This is a genomic window from Streptomyces cupreus (genome assembly GCF_014257025.1).
GTDB lineage: Bacteria > Actinomycetota > Actinomycetes > Streptomycetales > Streptomycetaceae > Streptomyces > Streptomyces cupreus.
Genome location: NZ_JACMSF010000025.1, coordinates 58,364 through 78,911, shown reverse-complemented (window position 1 = coordinate 78,911; position 20,548 = coordinate 58,364). Strand labels below are relative to the sequence as shown.

At 67.8% G+C, this 20,548-nt stretch carries 18 protein-coding genes and 7 pseudogenes; 10 read left to right on the top strand and 15 right to left on the bottom strand.

From position 1 onward, the window contains the following. Positions 1 to 7: 7 nt before the first annotated feature. From H4N64_RS45395 to H4N64_RS23020, 3 genes and pseudogenes are all read right to left on the bottom strand, one after another. Entirely contained in the window at positions 8 to 340 is a 333-nt protein-coding gene (locus H4N64_RS45395; protein WP_260859924.1) for a serine integrase family protein, read from the bottom strand. A 154-nt stretch (positions 341 to 494) separates the two neighbouring features. Beyond that, positions 495 to 776 (bottom strand): annotated as a pseudogene (locus tag H4N64_RS47130) (recombinase family protein); the annotation flags it as partial. Between the two features lie 374 nt (positions 777 to 1,150). Beyond that, positions 1,151 to 1,609 (bottom strand): TIGR03618 family F420-dependent PPOX class oxidoreductase, encoded by a 459-nt coding sequence (locus H4N64_RS23020; protein ID WP_186284295.1) that lies wholly within the window; start codon positions 1,607 to 1,609, stop codon positions 1,151 to 1,153. A gap of 483 nt (positions 1,610 to 2,092) precedes the next feature. Between H4N64_RS23020 and H4N64_RS23015 the strand changes: the two are divergent. Further along, a pseudogene (locus tag H4N64_RS23015) lies at positions 2,093 to 2,429 on the top strand (laminin G); the annotation flags it as partial. Positions 2,430 to 2,460: 31 nt separating this feature from the next. Here H4N64_RS23015 and H4N64_RS45385 read toward each other — a convergent pair. After that, entirely contained in the window at positions 2,461 to 2,595 is a 135-nt protein-coding gene (locus H4N64_RS45385) for a hypothetical protein (protein ID WP_260859923.1), read from the bottom strand. Positions 2,596 to 2,680: 85 nt separating this feature from the next. Between H4N64_RS45385 and H4N64_RS23010 the strand changes: the two genes are divergently transcribed. Next, the gene (locus tag H4N64_RS23010) at positions 2,681 to 4,051 is read left to right on the top strand and encodes an FAD-dependent oxidoreductase (RefSeq protein ID WP_222109286.1); all 1,371 of its coding nucleotides are present in this window, start codon (positions 2,681 to 2,683) and stop codon (positions 4,049 to 4,051) included. A gap of 175 nt (positions 4,052 to 4,226) precedes the next feature. Then, positions 4,227 to 4,763, top strand: coding sequence for a hypothetical protein (locus H4N64_RS23005; protein WP_186284294.1), 537 nt, complete (start codon positions 4,227 to 4,229; stop codon positions 4,761 to 4,763). Between the two features lie 511 nt (positions 4,764 to 5,274). Here the strand turns inward: H4N64_RS23005 and H4N64_RS44465 are convergent. Beyond that, the gene (locus H4N64_RS44465) at positions 5,275 to 5,748 is read right to left on the bottom strand and encodes a hypothetical protein (protein ID WP_222109285.1); all 474 of its coding nucleotides are present in this window, start codon (positions 5,746 to 5,748) and stop codon (positions 5,275 to 5,277) included. 520 nt (positions 5,749 to 6,268) lie between these two features. On the opposite strand from H4N64_RS44465, the gene H4N64_RS22995 reads away from it, so the two are divergent. Continuing rightward, complete coding sequence (locus H4N64_RS22995) at positions 6,269 to 7,012, top strand: hypothetical protein (protein WP_186284293.1); 744 nt, start codon at positions 6,269 to 6,271, stop codon at positions 7,010 to 7,012. A gap of 310 nt (positions 7,013 to 7,322) precedes the next feature. Here H4N64_RS22995 and H4N64_RS22990 read toward each other — a convergent pair whose 3' ends face one another. Further along, the gene (locus tag H4N64_RS22990) at positions 7,323 to 7,730 is read right to left on the bottom strand and encodes a hypothetical protein (RefSeq protein WP_186284292.1); all 408 of its coding nucleotides are present in this window, start codon (positions 7,728 to 7,730) and stop codon (positions 7,323 to 7,325) included. A gap of 235 nt (positions 7,731 to 7,965) precedes the next feature. Between H4N64_RS22990 and H4N64_RS22985 the strand changes: the two genes are divergently transcribed. From H4N64_RS22985 to H4N64_RS22970, 4 genes are all read left to right on the top strand, one after another. Beyond that, the gene (locus tag H4N64_RS22985) at positions 7,966 to 8,439 is read left to right on the top strand and encodes a hypothetical protein (RefSeq protein WP_186284291.1); all 474 of its coding nucleotides are present in this window, start codon (positions 7,966 to 7,968) and stop codon (positions 8,437 to 8,439) included. A 65-nt stretch (positions 8,440 to 8,504) separates the two neighbouring features. After that, positions 8,505 to 8,705, top strand: coding sequence for a hypothetical protein (locus H4N64_RS22980; protein WP_186284290.1), 201 nt, complete (start codon positions 8,505 to 8,507; stop codon positions 8,703 to 8,705). A 277-nt stretch (positions 8,706 to 8,982) separates the two neighbouring features. Continuing rightward, positions 8,983 to 10,734, top strand: coding sequence for an NAD(P)/FAD-dependent oxidoreductase (locus H4N64_RS22975; protein WP_186284289.1), 1,752 nt, complete (start codon positions 8,983 to 8,985; stop codon positions 10,732 to 10,734). Between the two features lie 32 nt (positions 10,735 to 10,766). Further along, complete coding sequence (locus H4N64_RS22970) at positions 10,767 to 12,422, top strand: NAD(P)/FAD-dependent oxidoreductase (protein WP_186284288.1); 1,656 nt, start codon at positions 10,767 to 10,769, stop codon at positions 12,420 to 12,422. A gap of 70 nt (positions 12,423 to 12,492) precedes the next feature. Here the strand turns inward: H4N64_RS22970 and H4N64_RS22965 are convergent, their stop codons facing one another. From H4N64_RS22965 to H4N64_RS22955, 4 genes and pseudogenes are all read right to left on the bottom strand, one after another. Then, a complete protein-coding gene (locus H4N64_RS22965) occupies positions 12,493 to 12,990 on the bottom strand; it encodes a hypothetical protein (protein ID WP_186284332.1) in 498 nt (165 codons plus the stop codon). Positions 12,991 to 13,327: 337 nt separating this feature from the next. Next, a complete protein-coding gene (locus H4N64_RS45380; protein ID WP_260859893.1) occupies positions 13,328 to 13,705 on the bottom strand; it encodes a transposase family protein in 378 nt (125 codons plus the stop codon). Between the two features lie 58 nt (positions 13,706 to 13,763). After that, positions 13,764 to 14,054: pseudogene (locus H4N64_RS46820) on the bottom strand (transposase family protein); the annotation flags it as partial. Positions 14,055 to 14,145: 91 nt separating this feature from the next. Continuing rightward, positions 14,146 to 14,487: a VOC family protein gene (locus H4N64_RS22955; protein WP_186284287.1), complete on the bottom strand. Its 342-nt coding sequence runs from the start codon at positions 14,485 to 14,487 to the stop codon at positions 14,146 to 14,148. Positions 14,488 to 14,691: 204 nt separating this feature from the next. Here H4N64_RS22955 and H4N64_RS45375 point away from each other — a divergent pair. Both H4N64_RS45375 and H4N64_RS22945 read left to right on the top strand, forming a co-directional pair. Next, positions 14,692 to 16,524, top strand: a pseudogene (locus H4N64_RS45375) (ISAzo13 family transposase). Between the two features lie 69 nt (positions 16,525 to 16,593). Beyond that, positions 16,594 to 16,941 carry a VOC family protein gene (locus H4N64_RS22945; RefSeq protein WP_260859910.1) on the top strand — a complete coding sequence of 116 codons (348 nt, stop codon included), beginning with the start codon at positions 16,594 to 16,596 and terminating at the stop codon, positions 16,939 to 16,941. A gap of 57 nt (positions 16,942 to 16,998) precedes the next feature. Here H4N64_RS22945 and H4N64_RS46815 read toward each other — a convergent pair whose 3' ends face one another. The 5 genes and pseudogenes from H4N64_RS46815 to H4N64_RS22925 form a co-directional block, all read right to left on the bottom strand. Further along, positions 16,999 to 17,532, bottom strand: a complete 534-nt coding sequence (locus H4N64_RS46815) for a transposase (protein WP_418896284.1) — start codon at positions 17,530 to 17,532, stop codon at positions 16,999 to 17,001. A 119-nt stretch (positions 17,533 to 17,651) separates the two neighbouring features. Then, a pseudogene (locus tag H4N64_RS46810) lies at positions 17,652 to 18,056 on the bottom strand (IS110 family transposase); the annotation flags it as partial. A 74-nt stretch (positions 18,057 to 18,130) separates the two neighbouring features. Continuing rightward, a pseudogene (locus H4N64_RS46805) lies at positions 18,131 to 18,262 on the bottom strand (transposase); the annotation flags it as partial. A gap of 274 nt (positions 18,263 to 18,536) precedes the next feature. Then, a complete protein-coding gene (locus H4N64_RS22930) occupies positions 18,537 to 19,757 on the bottom strand; it encodes a metallophosphoesterase (protein ID WP_186284285.1) in 1,221 nt (406 codons plus the stop codon). A 537-nt stretch (positions 19,758 to 20,294) separates the two neighbouring features. Then, positions 20,295 to 20,540, bottom strand: a pseudogene (locus tag H4N64_RS22925) (transposase); the annotation flags it as partial. Positions 20,541 to 20,548 lie beyond the last annotated feature (8 nt).

Below are 20,548 nucleotides of genomic sequence, written 5' to 3'. Positions count from 1 at the left end.
TTGTGGATCACGATCCGGCTCGGGCGGCGCCACTCCAGCTGCCCCGTGCCCGCACCCGAGCGGGCCCGCACGCCGTCTCGATGCCGTTGTCGGCCAGGAAGCGCAGCACCGCGTTGACGGTGGCCAGCTCGTCGAACAGGTCAAAGACGAGGTGGACAAGGGTTTGCACCTGCTCGTCGGGGTCCTTTGCGACCTGCCCGTCCGCAAGCCGGACATGGCCGATGGGCAGGGGGACGGCGAGCTCGCCGCGGTGGGCCTTGGCGATCCGCCCGTTCCACATCCGCTGCTTGATCAAGTGCAGCTCGGGCTCGCTGATCGTGCCCTTCAGCCCCAGCAGCATGCGGTCGTTGTGCTCGGCCGGGTCGTAGATGCCGGGTCGTAGATGCCGTCCGGGTCGGCCAGCAGTGCGCCGGCCAGCGCGCACAGTTCCAGCAGCTGTGCCACTCGCGTCCGCTGCGGGCCAGGCGGGACATCTCCACCCCGAGCACCAGCCCCACGTGATCGAGGCCGACCTCGGAGGCCGGCCGCTGGAAACCGGGCCGGGCCACCAGACCGGACGCCGAGTGGCCGAGGTCCTCATCGATGACCAGCACCCGCGATGCATCCCAGCCCAGTTCGGCCGCCCGCTGGCGCAGCCCGTACTGCAACCGGGTCGACTCCGCGTGATCGATGACTTGCAGCGGGTTCGACTGGCGCACATAGACGACCGCGAGACGGTCGAGATGCCTCGGCTGGATCTTGCCGTCAACCCGGTTCCACGGAGACGGCGACGCCATCATCGCCGTCACCCCCGCCCCGCCGGCTGCGGTCACCATCCGTGCCACCAGCTCGGACAGCAACCGCACCGCCGGTTCCCGGCGCAGTTCCGGCACCATCTCCCACAGGCCGTTCTGGGGAGTTCACGGCCGTCGTTGCCCGCCGAGCCCCACCGCCCTCATCGACGTCGGCCCGCCTCTGCAGCAGCCGACGCACAACGGCAGCAGCGTCAAGCAGGCCCTCCACCCCGATGACCGGGACATTCCCGGTCCCAGCGTCGTCTATGTGTGCACTACGGCTTGCTCCTTGAGTGCGGGATCAACCGTCTCGAGCGGCCCCGGGCCGTGGCAACGAGGTACAAACTCGCGGTCCGTTGCGAAGCGACCGTTATGTCCTAGTCGTCGATGTCGAGCACCGTGCCATACAGTCGGTCCACCTCCAGCCGGATGACCACCCGGCGCTCGGCAACCAACTCCTCCAGGAACTCATCTTCGTCCTCGGGCCGCCCGGCCTTCGGGATCATCCCGAGCAGTTCCCGCCCAACCGCGTCCCCAGCAACCGTCGTGCTCTCAGAGACCACGGCCTCGCCTTCGGCGACGGCAAACGACCACACGTCGCCACCCGACACATGCAGCGCCGCACGTGGATTGCGCCGCAGGTGCTGGACTTTGACCCGGTCGGCTGTGGTCGAGAACCGCACAATGCGGGCTTCGGGGTCCCAGCTGTACACCATGGTTGTCAGGTGGGGGTGGCCACTGCGCTTGATGGTGGCGAGCGTGCCGAACTGCTGCTGGCCAAGCAAGCTGGAGAGGGCGTCGTCGGACAGTGAGCGAGGCCCTGGTCGTCGAGTCATGTGCTGATCAACGTCCCTGGCCGTCCAGTAATTTCATGGACTCGAAAAGCCCAACGCCCACTTCCACAACACGCCCTGTGGTTGTGGCCGGTGGCGGCTCCCGCTGTCCGTGGTGCTGCCTGTGCCGCAATCTGGCCCGCTGGGCGAGGCTTCGTGGTTGCGGTACTGGCCGGTTCCGCACTGTCTGGCGGTGATGGCATGTCCCGGTGTTGTCGGGGCTGTTCGCGCCCGTCAATGGCGTGTAGCAGTGTGCTCCGCTGGTTTTCGGGGGGCCGCACTGCCGACGGGCGCTGCGGACGTTCTGTCCGGTGCCGGGGTGCTGGGGGATGTCCCTGGGGGTGGTCGCGTGGCGCGCCACGTTCCTCCTGTGGCGTGTCTCTGACGTCAAGTACTGCCCATCATGCGTAGGTTGGGCGTGGTTTGTCGGGATGGGCAGTCACATCGAAGGGTCCTGTATGCCGTCGGGGCTTCGCGCACGCACCCTTGTTCGAGCAGCGGGTCATCTTCAAGGTGTCCCAGGATCCGGGGTATGCGTGCTTCCGGATTCCGGCGGTCGTGCAGAGCGGCCAGGGTACGCTCCTGGCGTTCGCCGAGGGCCGTCATCGCACCTGCGGGGATGCGGGGGACATCGACATCGTGCTGAAACGCTCGATGGACGGCGGCCGTACCTGGGGGCCGCTGCGGGTCGTCAGCGACGGTGCCGGTGACAGCCACGGCAACCCCGCCCCGGTCGTGGACCGGGCAGTACAGCGACGACGACGGCCGCACCTGGTCCCGGCCGCGTGACTTGAGCGCGCAGATCATGATCCCGAACTGGAACGGGTGTAGCTCTTCTGCAGGGACGTTTGTGATCAGGCCGTGAGTTGGCAGTGGTGCTGGTCGGGGGTGGGGTAGAGGCGTTGGTGCTCGCGGGCGAGGTGCAACGCCCAGCAGGCGTCGAAGTCGCCGTTGTCGATGAGAGCGCGGAGCTCAACGGGGTCCTTCAAGGAGGGGAGCAGTCCAAATGCGTGAGCAGATCCAACACGGCGGTCCAACTGACGTACAGGCGCAAGGCACAAGGAACGGACGGTCATGACGGAACGTCAGCCCGCGAAGATGAGCCGACGGGGTTTCCTCACGGTGACCGGCGCGACCGGGGCGGTGGTCGCTGTGGCAGGCTGCGGAGCATCCCAGGGACAGTCCCGTCCCGCCCGGACCCGCACCCGCGTCGGCGGGCGCCGCATCCCCGATCCGGTGTCGTTCCTGCGGACCTCGTGGTCCACGGACCCCTTCGCGCTGTGCTCTTACTCGTACCTCGCTCCCAGCCCGCTGGGCCTTGATGCCCGCACCCGGCTGGCCGCCTCGGTCGGTGGGCGGCTGCACTTTGCGGGTGAAGCGGCCTCCAGCCTGGCCCCGGCCACCACTGCCGGAGCCCTGGACAGCGGTCGCCGCGCGGCCCGTGCCATCCTCACCTCGACCCGCGCGGAGCAGACGATCACCGTCATCGGAGCCGGCTTCGCCGGTCTGGGATGCGCGCGTGCCCTGGTGGAGGCTGGGATGCGGGTGAGCGTGCTGGAGGGTCGCGACCGGGTCGGCGGGCGGGTGTGGACCGAGCAGATCGCCGGAGTGCCGGCGGAGATGGGTGCGTCATGGATTCACTCCTGGCAAGGAGGCAACCCGGTGACCGAACTGCTCCGGCAGAGCGGAGGCCGCGCGTTGCCCTTCGACTATGACAGCGTCTCCGGTGAGGACGAGGCCGCGCTGGCTGAGCTGAAGCCATACAGCGAGAAACTGGACGAGGTCGACGACCCGGACACCACCACGATCGGTGATGTCCTGCCGGCCGCCCCCTCCGCGGCCCTGCGCTGGGCGGCCAACGAAACCTACACCCAGGAGTACGCCGCCGAACCCGGCCAGCTCGCGATCACCGCCCTTCAGGAGGGCACCGGCGGCAGCGGCGGCGACGTCTTGCTGCCTGACGGCTACGACTCGCTCGTCGAGCACCTCCAGGGCGACCTCACGGTGCGCACCGGCGCCACCGTCACCGCAGTCAGCCACGACACGCGGCAGACCGTGGTCACCCTGAAAGGCGGGGAGAAGATCGCGGCCGACCACTGCGTGGTCACCGTCCCGATCGGCGTCCTGAAAGCCGGCCGCATCGCCTTCAACCCTGCACTGCCCGAGGAGAAGCAGGAAGCCATCAATGCCCTGGGCGCCGGGCTCCTGGACAAGCTGTGGCTGGAGTTCGACGAAGTGTTCTGGGACCGCGACGCCAGCAATCTCGCATGGTTCGACCACGATGATCCCGGCCTGTGGGCCTACTGGGTCAACGGCCGCAAAGCCTTCGGCAAGCCCGTCCTGCTCGGCTTCAACGCCGGCGCCTACGCCCACAGACTCGCCCATCACACCGACGAGCAGATCGTCGCCGGCGCCATGGACGCCCTGCGCCGTATGCACTCCTGATCTCACCCCCCCCGACACGCAACCCACCAGCCCCACGACAACAACCCCGCGCGGCCCTGACTCAGCAAGAAGGAAGGGGATGGCACGCGACGGTCCAGGTCGATCGGCGTGGTGCAGTTGCCGTGCGAGCATGAGTGGCCATGATCAAGACGCGGACGGTTGCCGAGGAGCCAGCGTGAGACAGAACGCCGGATTGGCGGTACCCCTGGCGTCTCTGGCGCTGCTGACCGCGTGCGCGGGTTTTGCGAGAGACACCCATCCCTGCACCCTGATGGACGCGCCCGCCGGAATCCGGGTCGAGGTCCACCCGACACTCGCGAACAAGGTGGCCGACGCGACCCTTACGGCCTGCTGGGACGGCACATGCCGGAAGCGCACATTGCAGCTGCGGGAGACCTGGTCGGATGAACCGGCGACCCCAGGGAACCCCGTGATGACCACGGAATCCGCTACCGCCGCAGAAAGCCCGGCAGCGAGGACCCCCCAAACCCCTGAGCCCTTTGTCTGGCCTGGCTTCGCGGTCGTACGTGACCTCCCAGGAACGCCGATACACGTCACGCTGGTATTCAAGAACCAGCGGGGCGCCACCGTGCTCGACCGACAGATCAGTGTCACCGCGAAGCCTACCTATCCCAACGGCCGCAACTGCTCGCCGGGCGGCCACCAGGCACGCCTGACGGTCACGGGAGAGGGCTCGCTGATCCCACGCTGACCGTGCGCTCCACCCACTCACCGCGCTGTTCCTCGCCCCGGTCGACGAGCCGGGCCCGCGGTTCGATGCCGAATGCGAGGAGAACAACGCGTTTGGACCGCACCGATCCCGCCGACCACCTGGTGCGTCTCTACCACGAGCGCTGGGAAATCGAGATCACCTACCTGGCGCTCCGTCACACCCTGCTCAAAGGCCGAGTTCTACGTTCGAAGGACCCGGTGGGTCTCAACCAGGAGATATGGGGACTGCTCACCCTCTACCAGTCCCTACGCTCGGTCATGGTGACCGCGGTGGAGACACTGCCCGGCTGCGATCCCGACCGAGCCGGCTTCATCGTCGCTCTGGAAGCCGCCCGCGACACGGTGGTCAGCATGGTCGGAGCAACCGCGGCCTCAGGGCCGAGCAGCCGCTCCGACCTGGTGGGACACATCGGCGCCCGCGTCCTGCACACGCTGCTGCCCGGGCGCCGGATGCGACTGTCCGCCCGCATCGTCAAGTGCGGAACCTCCAGCTACAACATCTGGAACCGCGACCGACGTCCACCCGACAGCACCCCGATCACCGCCATCGAGATCACCGTGCACCCACCAGCCCTGCCCAGCACACAGGACCCGAGCCGGGCCCTCTCCGGCCGCTGGGGATCACCACCGCGCCATCCCGCCGCAACTTGCACGCAGCCGAGGCACTCCGGCGGTTGTTCGATCACTGCGCTGAACTGGACCGCACCCACGATTTGGTGCGTCAGTTCGCCGCCATGCTCGACACCCGCGACGCCGCCCCGCTGCCGGACTGGCTCGAGCACCTCACGACCGCCCGCCTCCCGGCCCTGGCCAGCCTGGCCAAAGCCATCCGCGAAGACCAGCCCGCAGTCGTTCAGGGCATCACCATCCCGTTCAACTCCGGCTTCAACGAAGGCCGCATCACCGATCTGAAGCTCCAGAAGCGGATCATGGCTGGACGCGCGGGGGTCCCGCTGCTCCGCCACCGAGTCATCCCCAGCCGTGCTCCGACGCCACTACCCGTGACGGTGTGTCACCGGCCACGGTGGCACACCCCGGCTTCACGGAAATCTTGCCAGGGCCACGTTCAGGTGTACGCCGACACCCGCAACCCCGTGGGCCTCGGAGACACGATGAAGCGCCACGACCTGCCAGCCCGCGCAGCGCGCAACGCCGCCATGATGGAAGCCCTCGCCGACCTGCCACCCATCGTGATCTCCGACCTCGTCGGCATCAGCCCGTCACCGCCGCCCGCTGGGCCCGCTCGCAGGCGACAGCTGGTCCGACTGCCTCGCCGCCCGCCGGACTTAACGGAGAGACCAACCGGGAACCGCCATCCCAAGGTCTCTTCGAATGCCCTGCTCCACACCGAGCCGGGCGTTAGAGTTCGAATGTGCGTTGATCTTCCGGGCGGTGGCCGCGTGCAACCGCAGACGATGCAGGGCGCCCCGTTGAGGGGCCGCCCCGGCAGGCGTTCCCGCGATTACACCACCGGAGATTCACACCATGACTGCTCAGCAACCCCTCACTTACGACGCTTTTGTCGACCTCGCCGCCGCTGATACGGCCGTCGTCGGCCTCGTCCTCAAAGGTTCCCGGGCTCACGACGGCCTGATCACCCGGCACTCCGACCACGATCTGTATGTGGTTCTGGCAGATGACGCCACAACGAGTCTCACCCGGTTCGCAGGACACCGCACCGCCGAGCTCGACCTCGTCATCGTCACGCTCGCCGAGTTCCGCGCAGCCGGCATGCCCGGTTTCGAGCGTTACGCCCTCGCCCGTGGCCGGATCGTGCTCGACCGGCTCGACGGAGGCATCGCCCGGATCCTCGCCGACAAGGCGCGGCTGAGTGCCGATGAGGCGTTCCAGGATGCCAGCGGCTGGCTCGATGCCTATGCCAACTCTCTCTACCGCTCCGTCAAAAACCATCGGGACGGCCAGGCTCTCGCCGCGCGCCTCGACGCCGCCGACAGTGTGCGGTTCCTGCTTGAGTTGCTCTTCGCTCTGGACCGTCGGCCCCGCCCCTACAACAAGTACCTGGAGTGGGAGCTGGCCCGACACCCACTTCAGGGCTGGAACACTGACGTGCTGCTTCGTGCCGTGGACCGCATCTCGGCAACAGGCGACGTATCCCTGCAACGACACCTCTTCACGCTTGTCGAGGCCGCGGCTCGACAAGCCGGACACAGCGAGGTGCTCGACGCATGGGGCGAAGATCTCAAGCTCATGCGACCACAATCCGGATAGCCGCGATGCCTCGCCGAACGCCAGTGGCAAAGGCTGGCCGACAGCCTTCTCCGCACGTGCGCCGACGGCAACCTCGACCACCAACCATCGCAGACAGCATCGACCTCAAGGGGAACAGCGCACTTCTCGAATACTGCGGCTTCACCAGCAGGTGCGCGAAACGCAGGAGGCGATCGTCGGCGCGATCACCGGGTCCCTTGCCGCCCCCGTTATGTCCGTGCCGGGCGAAGCCTGGCGCCCGCTGCGTGGGCGCCTGGAAGCATCCCCTGGTCTGCCGTATCAACGCCCTGCCGGAAAGGAGGATCATGCGTCAGATCTTGCAGAAGCCAGAGGACTTCAATGCCTCGTTGATCTTCGCTGCCTGCTCTTGCGTAGTCGTCACGTCCTTGTACGTGAAGCGCTGCGCGGCGAGGTAGTCGAGCATGCCTGCGTCACCATTGATCGCCGAGCACTGATTGCGGGCTGCGTCGATCGCCTCGTCCTCGTACCGCACGACGTCCGGGGCAGCGGATGCCAGGGCATCGAGGAGGGCCTGCCGGTCGGCGCCGGTCGGCGCGGGTGGGATGCCGGCGGCGGCAAGAGCGTCGTCCGTGTCCTTCTGAGAGACCTCACTCGCGCCGGCTTCCGGCTCGGAGCTGGGCTGGTCGGTGTCGCTGGAGCAGGCGGTGAGCGCGAAGGTGAGCGCGACGGCGGTGACAGCGGCAGTGCGGATGCGCATGGTTCCCCTTTGAGCACAGTTGCGGACGGGCATCATCGCGCTGGTTGGGGTGGAGCTGTAGAGGTGTGGCCGTTCTGTGACTTTCCGTTACCTGCTCTCCATCGCAGTGTTGCCTCGGAAAGGCGCTCAGTCGGTGAAATCACCGGTATCGGACGGTCGACCTGGTGCGCCGTGGACGTCGAGGCACAGGGACTTTGGGCCGGCGAGTCTGAGGCGGCCAGTAGTCTCAGGCGTCATGGGCATTCAGATCGAGGTCGTGGTGGATTACCCGATCAATGATGAGGTGGAGAGGGTGCTCGGGTTGGCCGAGGCCGTCGGCGAGCCAGTCACGGTCACGTTCGTGTGGGAGGGGCGTGCAGAGGGGGAACGCGCAGTGCTGGTGCCCGCGGCCACGCTGGCGCTCTGGGAGCATTGGGCCCCCACCGCCTCCCCGAACAGTGCCGCTGGGGGAGAGAACCGGGCTGTGGCGCAGGAGCCAGAACTGGCCCATCCAACGGAATTCGGCGCGTTCACGCTCTTTCGTCGTCGCGTAGGAGGGCGCACAGCGGTTGCCCGTGACGGCGTGGTAGTCGCCGAGCTACTGGACCCCGACGAGGCGCACTGGCTGCAGACGAAGGCCCGCGATGTCCGCCAAGGCTTCATGGATCCGAAGCAGAAGGCGGCGTTCGAGGAGTTCCTTGCCCGGCAGGGATCCGTCGATGAGCGGTGACGCGCACACGGAAGGCGATCCTTCAGGTGTTCGCCGAAGAACCCGCAGGTGTCCGATCGACACGCATGGAGGAAATCGGGCGCGCCTACGGTGAAGCATGCGACCAGCTTGACCGCCGACCCGGCTTCTTCGAGACCGTCGAGCGCGAAGAACTCTTCGCCGCCCTCGACCACAGCGTGAACGAGGCCGAAGTACCCCACGGCCCCGTCCGCGAAGACGCCCGCGACAGCCTCATCTCCGGAGTGGAGTCCGTCCGAGACTGGTAGCGGCAGGCTCAGCATCCGTTTCCTCCAGCCCCCGGCAGGCCCGGCCGCTCCGGCACTGCAATCGCCCTGCTCGGTGGCCCCCTTCCTGGCCGTGCCGCTGTCCGTGGATGGCAGGGGCTCGTCACGGTGTCCCGTTTGGGCAGACCTCGCCCTCGGCTGCAGCACTGGACGGGAAGCCGACTTGACGGACAGGGCGTCCGCTCGTTTTCGAGGCCGCTGCGAGCCCGGTTGCGGACGGTCGGACCCAGCTGAGCCGGTCCGAGTTCCGGAGGGATTCATGCCCCAAGTGACCAAGTCCGCAAGGTCGGCCGAGCGGCCCGACATCGATGTGGCGATTCTCGGATCCGGGCTCGCCGGGACCGCTCTGGCGGCAGTTCTGGCGCGTGGCGGCGCGAGCGTCCTCGTCATCGATGCCGGTACCCATCCGCGCTTCGCCATCGGGGAGTCGACGACCCCGTACACGTCGATGCTGATGCGGCTCGTGAGCGAGCGCTACGACGTGCCGGAGATCAAGTACCTCACCACGTTCGAGAATGTCCATGGAAAGATCGCCACGACCTCGGGCATCAGGAAGAATCTCGGATTCCTGTACCACCGTGAGGGTGAGCGCCAGCGTCTCGAAGAGTGCCACCAGTTCCCTGTCCCGCGGACTGCCCCCGTCGGGAACCACTTCTTCCGCCAGGACATCGACGCCTGGATGCTCAACGTGGCCGTGAAGTACGGCGCCAAGATCCGCCAGCGGACGAGGATCGTGGACGTCGACTTCGACGCGCAGGGCGGCACACTCACGGACGAGCGCGGCATCGCCTACCGGGCCCGCTACATCATGGACACGAGCGGCTCCCGCTCCCCGTTGGCGTCGAAGCTCGCCCCGCGCGATGAGGCGCCGGTCATGCGGCACCACTCGCGCTCGCTGTTCACGCACATGATGAACGTGACGGCGTACGACGATCTGCTGTCGCGGGTCGCGCACGGCCACCCGACGAAGTGGAGCCAGGGCACCCTGCACCACGTCTTCGAGGGCGGTTGGATGTGGGTGATCCCGTTCAACAACCACGCCCGCACCACCAACCCGCTGGTCAGCGTCGGGCTCAACGTCGACCCGCGGGTCCATCCCGACTTCGACGGCACACCGGAGGAGGAGTTCCGCTCCTTCATCAGCCGCTTCCCGGACATCCGCAGCCAGTTCACGGACGCCGTCGCCGTCCGCCCCTGGGTACGCACGGGCCGGCAGCAGTACTCCTCGGCGAAGACCGTGGGCGAGCGCTGGTGCCTCACCTCGCACGCCGCCGGCTTCGTGGACGCGCTGTTCTCCCACGGCCTGAGTAACTCGTTCGAGATCATCAATGCTCTCGCGTGGCGGCTGCTGGAGGCGCTGAAGGAGGACGACTTCTCGGCCGAGCGCTTCACGGACGTCGAGGAGCTGGAGTTGGGGCTGCTCAGGAACAACGACGCCCTGGCCGCCGACGCCTACACGTCGTTCTCCGACTTCCGCCTGTGGGACACCTGGTTGCGCGTCTGGTCGCTCGGTCAGATCCTCGCCACGTTCGAGATCGGCACCGCGTACGCGCACTTCCTGGACTCGTACGACGTCGCCAGCCTGGCCCGGCTGGAGGGGCTGGCGCGCGACGGCGCAATCCCCGACTACCCGCCGCTGCGGGAGCTGCTCGCGTACGTGAGCGGGCAGGTGCAGTTCGCGCAGGAGGGCGGGCAGGACAGCGGCACCGCGGCCGGCAACATTCTCGCCGCCCTGCACAGGGCGGACTTCTTGCCGCCGGCCTTGGGTCTCACGGACACGTCCAACCGCTGGTTCGACGGCCTCCCGCGCAAGGGCGCCGGAACCGGGCGATGGGCGCGCAACGACGCGCCCTCCGAGATCGGCCCTCTCGTGGCCGAGGGCCTCGCCCTGCTCGGCAAGAAGCGCCGGTCGCCGGACGAGGTGGGCCTCGGCGAGAAGTTCAAGCACACCGTCGCCACCTGGCCCGTCGTGGGCCGGAGCCTGCGCTCGCCGCTTGCGCCGCGGTCCTGACCGCCGTCTTACCCCCGAGGAGCACACACCACATGAGCCCGCAGAACAAACGGTTCGACATTGCCATCATCGGTGCCGGCATGGGCGGCTCCATGCTGGGTGCGGCGCTGGCCCGCAACGGCCTCAAGGTGCTGCTGATCGACGCAGGCGTGCACCCGCGCTTCGCCGTGGGCGAGGCCACGATCCCGTACACCAACGTGTCCCAGCGGATCATCGCCGCCCGCTACAACGTGCCCGAGCTGACGACTCTGTGCACCCTGAAGGACTGCGCGAAGACGATCGGCCCGACATTCGGCACCAAGACGCACTTCGGCTTCCTGCGCCACGAGGAGGGCAAGCCGCAAAACCCGCGTGAGACCAACGAGTTCCACACCCCCGGGCTGCTGCACGAGGCGCACCACCTGTACCGCCAGGACATCGACGCCTTCGTCTTCCACCTGGCAATCAAGTGCGGCTGCACCCCGCTGCAGGACTTCCGGATCGGGGACATCGACTTCGAGGACTCGGGCGTCACGCTGCACGGCGAGAGGGGCGAACAGTTCCGCGCCCGCTACGTCGTCGACGCCAGCGGCTACCGCTCGCCGATCGCGAAGAAGTTCGACCTGCGCGACGAGATCCCGGTGTTCAAGCACCACTCACGGTCCATGTTCACTCACGTCTACGGCATCACCCACACAGACGACCTGTGGGACCGGGCGCCGGAGCACAGGCCGCCGGTACCGTGGTACGAGGGCACCGTCCACCACACGTTCCACCGCGGGTGGGCCTGGGTGATCGGCTTCGACAACACCCCGCTGTCGCGCAACCCGTTGTGCTCCATCGGGCTCACCGTCGACCCACGGGTCTACCCGAAGAACCCGAACCACTCCATCGAGGAGGACTTCGCCGACATCACCTCCCGCTTCCCGGACATCGAGCGGCAGTACGCCGGCGTCACCCCGGTCCGCGAGTGGGTCAGCGCCGACCGGCTGCAGTACTCCTCCAAGCGCACCGTGGGCGACCGCTGGGCGCTGCTGGGGCACGCCGCCGGGTTCATCGACCCGCTGTTCTCCTACGGCCTCGCCAACACCGGCGACGCGGTCAACCGGCTCGCCTGGCGCCTCATCCAGGCCTGCCAGGACGGCGACTTCTCCGCCGAGCGCTTCGCCGACTACGACGAGTGGCAGCGCGCCCGCTTCCATTACAACGACGAGATCGTCAACGGCGGGTACACCGCGTTCGACCACTTCGAGTTCTGGAAGGCCGTCTTCCGGGTCTGGGTGTGGGGCAACAACTTCGGCACCTTCCGCGCCCGCGCCGGCCTGACGAAGTACCAGAAGGACGGCAGCGACCAGCACTTCAAGGACCTGGAGAAGGGCCAGTACCTCGGCTACGACTGGCCCGACCACGAGGGCTACAAACACCTTTTCGACACGATGGTGGCCCAGGTCGACGCGCACCAGGCGGGCAAGATCACCGCGCACGAGGCGGCCGAGGCACTGTGGGACGTCCTGGAGAGCGCGAACTTCATGCCCAAGCCATTCGGATTCCAGAAGCGCTCGGTGCACTTCATGAGCCCGAAGCCGCCCGTCATCGCCAAGACGGCGCTGTGGCTCACCAGGCACGGCGACCCGACCGTACGGAAGATGCTCCTGAAGAGCGGCGGCCAGGCACTGCGGCTCCGCGTCACCGGCCGGAAGATCTTCTGAGCGGGACAGGTACGACGGCCCCGGCCGCCGTACCCGCAAGGGTGCTGCTGCCGGGGTCCCGTGTCGCTCGCTACGAATTGGACCTCCCGCGCAGCTGGCCGTACCGAGCTTCGAGATCACACCGATAGGTACGGTCCGGAACAACCGGACGGACGTCCAGCACACGGATGACTGGGGTGCCGTCCGCAGCACAATCACCGTCGACGAACGCTTCGGCGAGGCCTGCCTCCAGGGTCTGGAGGGCTTCTCCCACCTGGCGGCCCTCTTCCTCTTCGACCAGTTCCCGGAACACGACGACTACCGCGAACCCCGTCCCTACCGCAGCCGCTCCGACCTCCCGCCCGTTGGCGTCTTCGCCTTGTCCCCGCACCGGCGGCTCCGGCGTCACGTCCTGGAAGATCGCCCACTCACCGAGGCCGTCGCTCAACGTCTCCTGCACTGTGGCCGAGACGTCGCAGGACCAGGCCCTCACCGTTAGGGAGGCCAAGACGGCCTGGGGGTGCGGTTGCCAGAACGTGAAGGTGTCGTCCCGGCCGGCGATGTCGAATAGGGGTGGCAGCCGCAGCATCGACCGCCGCGTAAGGGGAGGTTGTTCCGGGCCAGCGCACGCACTGGCCCCGGGGTGCCTCTCGCGCCAGTGCCGGCACGGGTCGCAACGGAATCCAGCCCGCCGACCGGGGGAATCCAGGCGTGACAGTCCTGGCACTGCCGCGGCCCCAGTGTGGCCCGCGGCTCCGCGACGTAAGGCGTGAGGCCGGGCTGGTGTTTCCGGGAAAACCGTAGGGGGACCAGTGCTGCGGCCAAGAGCCCTGCCGCAGCAGGACCTGACGCACCGCGTCGCCGCTGGACGGCAGGTCCCGCAGCATTCGACGCAGATGCGGCGGGAGGACTGACGGCGGCGCATCTCACGCCATGCGTACCATGCGGTCAGCGGCGCGTTGTTGATGCCCGCCGGTTTCCTGGGCGGAGCGCTGACCTGGTCGGGGAACTCGTTGGCCAGGCCCCTGCAGCCCTCGTCCACCTCGGCTCACCGTCGGGTGCTGCCGGAACTGCTCGGCGATGCCCTCGGTGCGGACGGCGGTCTGGTCATGCATACCTCCGGGGCGGATGGCCCCGGACCACGGGGTGCGGCCCTGGCCGTCGCTGATCGTGATGGTGTTCTGCTTGCGCTTTCCGGAGATGAAGGCCCTCTGCCGGGGCAGTGCGCCTTGGGGCCGGCGGACCTGGGTCTCGGTGCCGTCGATCCGCAGCGTGACATTCTCGGCCGCAGCGTAGGCGAACACATCCTCCAGGGTGCGCAGGCGGATTCCAGGCCGGCCGGGCGGCGAAGCCGCGCTCGCCGAGCAGGGCACGGATCTCGCTAATCGCGCGGCCGATGGTGGAGGAGCCCACCTCATAGACCACGGCCAGGCCTTGTGGGGTCAGGCCGGTGCGCAGGTGGACCAGGGTGGCCAGCAGCCGGTCGGTGAAGACCAGTTCGTACGTCGGCCCGGTGCCGGGCTGACGTCGGCGGGCGCCCCGACGCCGCTCGTGCCGCCCGGACTCGCAGAGCGCTTCCCAGCGAGGCGCGAGCTCTTCGATCAACTCGCCGAGATGTGGGCGTGTGACGCCGCAGAAGGCAGGATGCGACATGGCCGTGCGGGCTTGCTTTATCTTCACCCCTCAAGAACCCGCGCGGCCGTCGTCATGTCACGGCCCGCGATCAATCGCGGTGGCCGAAGGTTCAGGGGCCGACGTACTCGAAGACGCCGCCGTACGGGTGCCGCAGCACGGCGCGATGGCCATTCGGTGTTGGAGAGGTAGGAACCATCACCTCGGCGCCTGCCGCCACCGCTTCCTTCACCGCTGCGTCCAGGTCTGCGACCGCCAGGGTGGCCGCCACGCCGGCAACTCGCTGCACGGCCTCGTCCGGACCGCTGAACAGCAGGAAGGGCCCGACGCTTGCCAGGGTGACCCCGGCGAAGGCGAAACGGGATGCGGTGCTTCCGGTCACTTTCTCGTAGAAGGGCACAGCCGCGTCCAGATCCTCGACGCGCTGCCGCACGACGACTGATTCGATAGCCATGACCGACATCATCACACCATCGCATCGTCCGGCCTGACTTGGGTGCTCTCCGTGCTCGTGTACATCGACTCTGCGTCGACAGGGGGCTCGACGAGATGTACATCTGCTGTCGCGACCCGCGTACAAAACCAATCGCGGGGCAGCCCGTTAGGGCTCGCAGACAATCAAGGTGTTGCTTCCCGCGTCCGAGCTCGTTCACGTGGTATAGGCATCCTGGACGAGACGCCTGATCAACTGGCCGTGAAGTTCGGGGTGTTGTTCCCGCATCTGGACGAGCGACAGCGGCGGCTGCTGATGGGCGCAGAAGCCTGCATTTTGGGCCACGGCGGGATCCGGGCGGTCGCGCGGGCAGCCCAGGTCAGTGAGACCACGGTCCGTAGGGCGTGGACGAGTTGGAAGCGGGGGCGGAGCCGCTGGGGCGGGTGCGCCGTCCGGGCGGTGGGCGCAAGAGGGCGGCCGAGGTGGACCCGGGGCTGCGGCCGGCCCTGCTGGCCCTGGTTGAGCCGGACATGCGCGGAGACCCGATGGCGCCGCTGCGCTGGACCACCAAGTCGACCAGGAAACTCGCCGACGAGCTCATCCGCCAAGGACACCGGGTTTGTGCGGACGCAGTCGGAGACCTGCTGCGTGAGGAGGGTTTCAGCCTGCAGGCCAACGCGAAGACGATCGAGGGCGCACAACACCCGGACCACGATACCCAGTTCCGCTACATCAACTACCGGGCCAAGGACCACTGGGCGCCGGTGACCCGGTGATCAGCGTGGACACCAAGAAGAAGGAGCTGGTTGGCCAGTACAAAAATGGCGGCCGCGAGTGGATGCCCACGGGGCAACCCGCCCTGGTCAAGACGCACGACTTCCTGGACCGGCAGGGGCCGGGTAAGGCGATCCCGTACGGGATCTACGATGTCGCGGCGAACACCGGCTGGGTCAGCGTCGGCACCGACCACGACACGGCGGCGTTCGCGGTCGCCTCGATCCGCCGCTGGTGGCAGGCCCGCGGCCAGCACGACTACCCGCACGCCACCCGTCTGCTGATCACCGCGGACGCAGGCGGCTCCAACGGCTACCGCACCCGGGCCTGGAAGGGCGAACTCGCCGCCCTGGCCGCCGAGACGAGCCTGGAGATCACCGTCTGCCACCTGCCGCCGGGGACATCGAAGTGGAACAAGGTGGAGCACCGGCTGTTCTCCCACATCTCTATGAACTGGCGTGGCAGGCCGTTGACCAGCCACGAAGTCACTGTGAACAGCATCGCGGCGACCGCCACCGGGGCCGGGCTGAGAGTCGAAGCCGAACTCGACACCGGCACCTACGACACCGGCGTGAAGGTCGCCGACGCGCAGGTCGACGCTTTGCCCATGAGCAGGCACCGCTTCCACGGCGACTGGAATTACACGCTCCACCCAGCCGATTCCTGCGTGCTCTCACCACCTGAGGTGGGAACGGAGACCGACGCCGGCACGACCGCTCGACTGCCTGAGCTTCTGGTCGGCCCTGACGTCGGCTCTCTCCGTGATCCGGAGCTGACGGGATGACCGTTCCGCAACTGGACGCTCTGGTCCGCGTGTTGATCCCGGCGCTGGCACAACGACGCGAGCGGACCCGACACGAACGCCGGGGCGGTGAGCGCCGAAGGGCGCGAGGCGCGGGTGCCAAGGACAAGCTCTCCGATGAAGAGCGGATCCTGGCCACCGTGCTCTGCCTCCGCAAGATCGGCACCCATGAACTGCTCGCCCGGCTCTTCGGTGTCGCCGGAAGCACTCTCACGCGTGCCGTTCAGCAAGTACGGCCCCTCCTGGCCGAGCACGATCATGCGATCCCGCCCTCAACTGCCAGATTCCGCACTCCGACAGACGTGGCTGCCCATCTCGACAAGTACAGCGGCCGACCCCCATCAAAGATCAAACCCGATTCTCTGCGAGCCCTAGGGGGTGTATCGAAAGCGCTGGTCACAGCCACCCGTTGCTCTCAGGAAGGGGTAAACCGCTACTTGAGCGCTGGATGTGGCGAGTACGGTGTCGCTGTGGGCCGGTGATCGCGTGCAGCGGCGGCTTACGGAGACAGACGCGCGGACACGAAGGAGCGAATGGTGCCAGGCGCTGAACTGCGAGGGGTGACTCTGGACTGTGCCGACCCGCAGACGCTGGCGGGCTTCTACGGTGCACTGACCGGGATGCGCGAGCTCTTCAGTACGGACGAGTTCGCGGCGCTGACGGACGACTCCGGCTGTGATTTGGGCTTCCAGCGGGTTGACGGATACCGGGCTCCGCGGTGGCCGGGTCAGGACGTGCCACAACAGTTCCACCTGGATTTCCGCGCTGACGACCTCGATGCGATGGAAGAGCTGGCGCTGGAACTCGGAGCGGCCAAACCGGACCATCAGCCTGGCAACGGACGCTGGCGGGTACTCCTGGATCCAGCTGGCCACCCCTTCTGCCTGACGTCTTCCTGACATCACCGGCGTGACAGGTATTGCCCGTCAGACCCGGTCCCGATTGCGCATCTGCTCCTATGCCAAGCAGCTGCTGCGAGGGGGACCTGTGGCTCCTCGGCAGGGTGAACGTCGCGGCGCAAGGCCCGATAGACGACATCGGAAAGTCGGCATTTGAGGACGCGGATCGATTCTGTGCTCGTGTCCCGGCCTGGCGGCGGCGCTCAAGGTAGTCCCGTGCTTCGGGATGGTAGTGAGCCTGCGTGATGGCGATGCGGTGTAGTGCGACGTTTGCTGGCGGTTTCCCATACGGCTGAGTCGGTGACGTTCGCGATTGCCGGACCACACGGGCAGAGGCGCGGTTCCGTTGTGCCGGGCGTAGGCGCTCTTCGACTTGAAGCGTGTGATTCCGGCGGTCTCACCGAGAATCTTTGCTGCGGTGAGAGCGCTGCAGCCGGGAATCTCCAGGAGAGCTGGGGCCAGTCGGTTAACGAGGGCGGTGATCTCGGCTTCCAGGTCCCGGACGGTCGCGGTGAGCTCTCGGCAGCGGGCCAGCAGTTGCCTGGCCAGGCGTGCGACGAGGCCGTTTCGGCCGTCGAGGAAGGCCGCCACGGTGAGTACCTGCTTGGGCGCTGGGTGAGACTGCGAGCTGGAGGGTCGAGTGCCGGGTCCAGTTCGTGCAGGTACCAGCGCAACCGGTTGATCACGCGGGTGCGTTCGGCGACCAGGTCGTCGCGGTGGTCCATCAGCAGGCGCACGTCCCTGCTCGCGTCGTCGAGGTGCGCGGTGGGCAGGTCCGGTTCCCGCAGTGCCGCTCGGGCTGCGGCCAGAGCGTCGATGGGGTCGGACTTGCCGTAGGTGCGGGCGGCGGTGCGGCAGTGGGCCATGAGCTTGGGCGGGACGCGCACGATCCGTTCGCCGGCGGCGGGGAGGTCTCCCTCGAGACGGCGTGAGAGCTGACGGCAGTCTTCCACGGCCCACGTGCGGTCTTCGCCGAAGCGACGGGCCCAGGCAAGCAAGCGCAGGTGGTCTGGGCTGGTGGTACCAGTTGTGTGGCTGCCCAGCTCGCGTCCGCGTTCGTCAACTGCGACTGCCGTGTGGTTGCGCTTGTGGGTGTCAACGACGAAGATCACCATCGGCCGGGTCCTCCATGTCCAGTGAGAGCTGCAGGACCGGCTGACGGGCATCCATCAATTCGGACGATGTCGCGCTCAAGTCCCTTGTAGCGGCGGGCCTCGGTGCCTTCGTCGTTCTGCTCGGCCGGGACGGCGTCGGCCAAGCGGAGCATGGCGGTGCGATCGGGGAAGATGCCGACCACGTCGGTGCGGCGACGGACCTCTTGTTCAGTTCCAGGACTTTGCGGCAGATGGCGCATCTTCAGAGGCCGGCGCCACCGCTCCGTCGTCTCCGTCGCGCACGCCCTCCGCACCCTCCAGGCCATCACCCGGTCTAGAAAACGGACGGTGTTGGTCTGAACCTCTACCAGGTGCCCGTGAACTGCAGGTACTCGTCGGGTTGTGGACCGGCACCTGTCCCTCCCACCGGTCACCGCGCCATGCCAGAACCGATATCAACCCGACCGAGCACTACTGGCGGATGTGCCGGCCGGTCGAGTGCTACTTCGAGGTGGGCAGGTGCGGGGAGCGGAGCACGAGCAGGGTGATCTCGCTGGGGGCGAAGATGCGGAATGGCGGGCCCCAGAAACCGGTGCCGCGGCTGGTGTAGAGGAGGGTGCGGGGGCCGTGGTGGCTGAGGCCGGCGAGGGCGGGCTGGTCGAGGCGGACCAGGTGGTGGAAGGGCCAGATCTGCCCACCGTGGGTATGGCCGGAGAGTTGAAGGTCGACGCCGTCGGCTGCCGCCCGGTCGATGAACTTGGGCTGGTGTGCCAACAGCAGGACGGGTAGGTCCGGGTCGGCGCCGTGCAAGGCTCCGGCGAGGTGGGCGCGGTGTCCTGCCAGTCCGGAGGACTCGGCGGTGACGTCATCCACGCCGGCGACCACGAGGGTGTCGCCGCCGCGTTCGAGCAGCAGGTGGCGGTTACGCAGTGGCTTCCAGCCCAGTTCGTCCATCAGGTCGACCCAGCCCTGGGCCTCGCTGTAGTACTCGTGGTTGCCGGTGACGTAGACGCGGGCCTGGGTGGCCCGCACGGTTCCGAGTGGAGCGGCCTGGGCGCGGCGGCGTTCGGCCGTGCCGTCCGCGATGTCGCCGGTGTGGCAGACCAGGTCGGCCTTGAGGCTGTTCACGGTCTCGCACACCTGTGCCGACCAGGGTTCGCGGTCGAGCGGGCCGTAGTGGGTGTCGGTGATGAGGACGACACGCAGGCCGTCCAACCCGGCACCCAGACGGGGGAGTTGCACGTCGAGTCGGCGCACGCGTGGCACGCGGCGGGCCTCGACGTACCCCCAGGCGAGCAGTGCGGCGGTAATGCCGAGAACGGTCCACGTGACGATTCGGGCCCGGTCCTGGCCCTCGCCGACGTCGGCAACCGTCAGGGCGAGCCGTAGCAGGACACCGAGCAGAATGGACCAGGTGAACAGGACCCAGCTGATGCCCAGCAAGGTGTCACCGACGATCGCTGCCCGGTCCTGCTGACGCCGGCCGTGTCCGCGCATCATCGCGAGCGGCATGCCGACGAGGCCGAGGGCGGACACGGCGGTGCCGGCGAGCGTGACGGGCACCGGCCAGTGCTGTCCGGTGTGCAGGAGCACCCCATACGGCGCCGCCCACAGCAGGACAGGGGCGATCAGCGGGAGGTAGCGCATCAGACGGAGCAGCCGGCTTGGCCGTGGCGCGTGTGCTTCGCTGTCGGCGGGTCGGGTGTCGCTGGTGTCGGTCACGCTTCCCCTCACGAAGCAGGTTGCCGTTCCACGCACTGTATCCGGCCCTCCTTCGGCTGACCGGACCGGCTTCCATGAGCGAGGCCCCTTGGCGGGAGCGGTTCTTGGCGGGATGAGATGTCAAGGCTCCGCCACGGACACCGCCTTCACAGCGAGCCGGCGCTGCTGCCCCGGCTGAACTGCCGTCAGCGGAGCGCGCCGACGGTAGATGTTCCAACGCGAGCCGGTACCGCGCTGGCCGATCGCCGCGAAGACGGCGCCCTCGTGGTGCTCGACGAGCGAGGTACCGGCAGGAGCGATGTCTTCGCTCCGGAGACTGCCGCGCTGGAGGCTCAGGGGCCCACCGAGAACAGCCAGTTAGCGACCATGCTTGAGCGCAGTTTTCAACCGGCGCGCGACATTGTCGGATCAGGAATTCCAAATCGGCACAGTAGGCCGATGGGTGTACGAAGCCTGAGCCTCGCAGATACCGGTGTGCGTAGTGTCCGCCGCCGCACACTTTGACTACTGAGCTTGAACTCGGGTTGTCGTGGTGAGTTATGCGGGGTGGAGAGCGAGTCCGGTTTCTGCAAGGCAGCCGTCGAGGAGTGTGGGGCGGTACTGGATCTTGCGGAGGCCGTGGCGGACAGTGCAGATGAGGTGGTCTGAGCTGGTGAAGGCGACGTTGGTGGTGTAGCCGCGTCGCAGGAGTGACCAGATGCCTTCGACGGGATTGAGCTCGGGGGCGTAGGCGGGTAGCTGGACGACGGTCAGCCAGTCCTGGCCGTCGATGAAGTGGCGCATGTCCGTGC

Coding starts and splice junctions, on each gene's coding strand:
- H4N64_RS22990 (WP_186284292.1), bottom strand. CDS start 7,730: ATGCGCATCCGCACTGCCGCTGTCACCGCCGTCGCGCTCACCTTCGCG.
- H4N64_RS22965 (WP_186284332.1), bottom strand. CDS start 12,990: ATGCTGCGGCTGCCACCCCTATTCGACATCGCCGGCCGGGACGACACC.
- H4N64_RS22980 (WP_186284290.1), top strand. CDS start 8,505: ATGGAGGAAATCGGGCGCGCCTACGGTGAAGCATGCGACCAGCTTGAC.
- H4N64_RS23010 (WP_222109286.1), top strand. CDS start 2,681: ATGACGGAACGTCAGCCCGCGAAGATGAGCCGACGGGGTTTCCTCACG.
- H4N64_RS45395 (WP_260859924.1), bottom strand. CDS start 340: ATGCTGCTGGGGCTGAAGGGCACGATCAGCGAGCCCGAGCTGCACTTG.
- H4N64_RS22985 (WP_186284291.1), top strand. CDS start 7,966: ATGGGCATTCAGATCGAGGTCGTGGTGGATTACCCGATCAATGATGAG.
- H4N64_RS22970 (WP_186284288.1), top strand. CDS start 10,767: ATGAGCCCGCAGAACAAACGGTTCGACATTGCCATCATCGGTGCCGGC.
- H4N64_RS23020 (WP_186284295.1), bottom strand. CDS start 1,609: ATGACTCGACGACCAGGGCCTCGCTCACTGTCCGACGACGCCCTCTCC.
- H4N64_RS22995 (WP_186284293.1), top strand. CDS start 6,269: ATGACTGCTCAGCAACCCCTCACTTACGACGCTTTTGTCGACCTCGCC.
- H4N64_RS22955 (WP_186284287.1), bottom strand. CDS start 14,487: ATGGCTATCGAATCAGTCGTCGTGCGGCAGCGCGTCGAGGATCTGGAC.
- H4N64_RS22975 (WP_186284289.1), top strand. CDS start 8,983: ATGCCCCAAGTGACCAAGTCCGCAAGGTCGGCCGAGCGGCCCGACATC.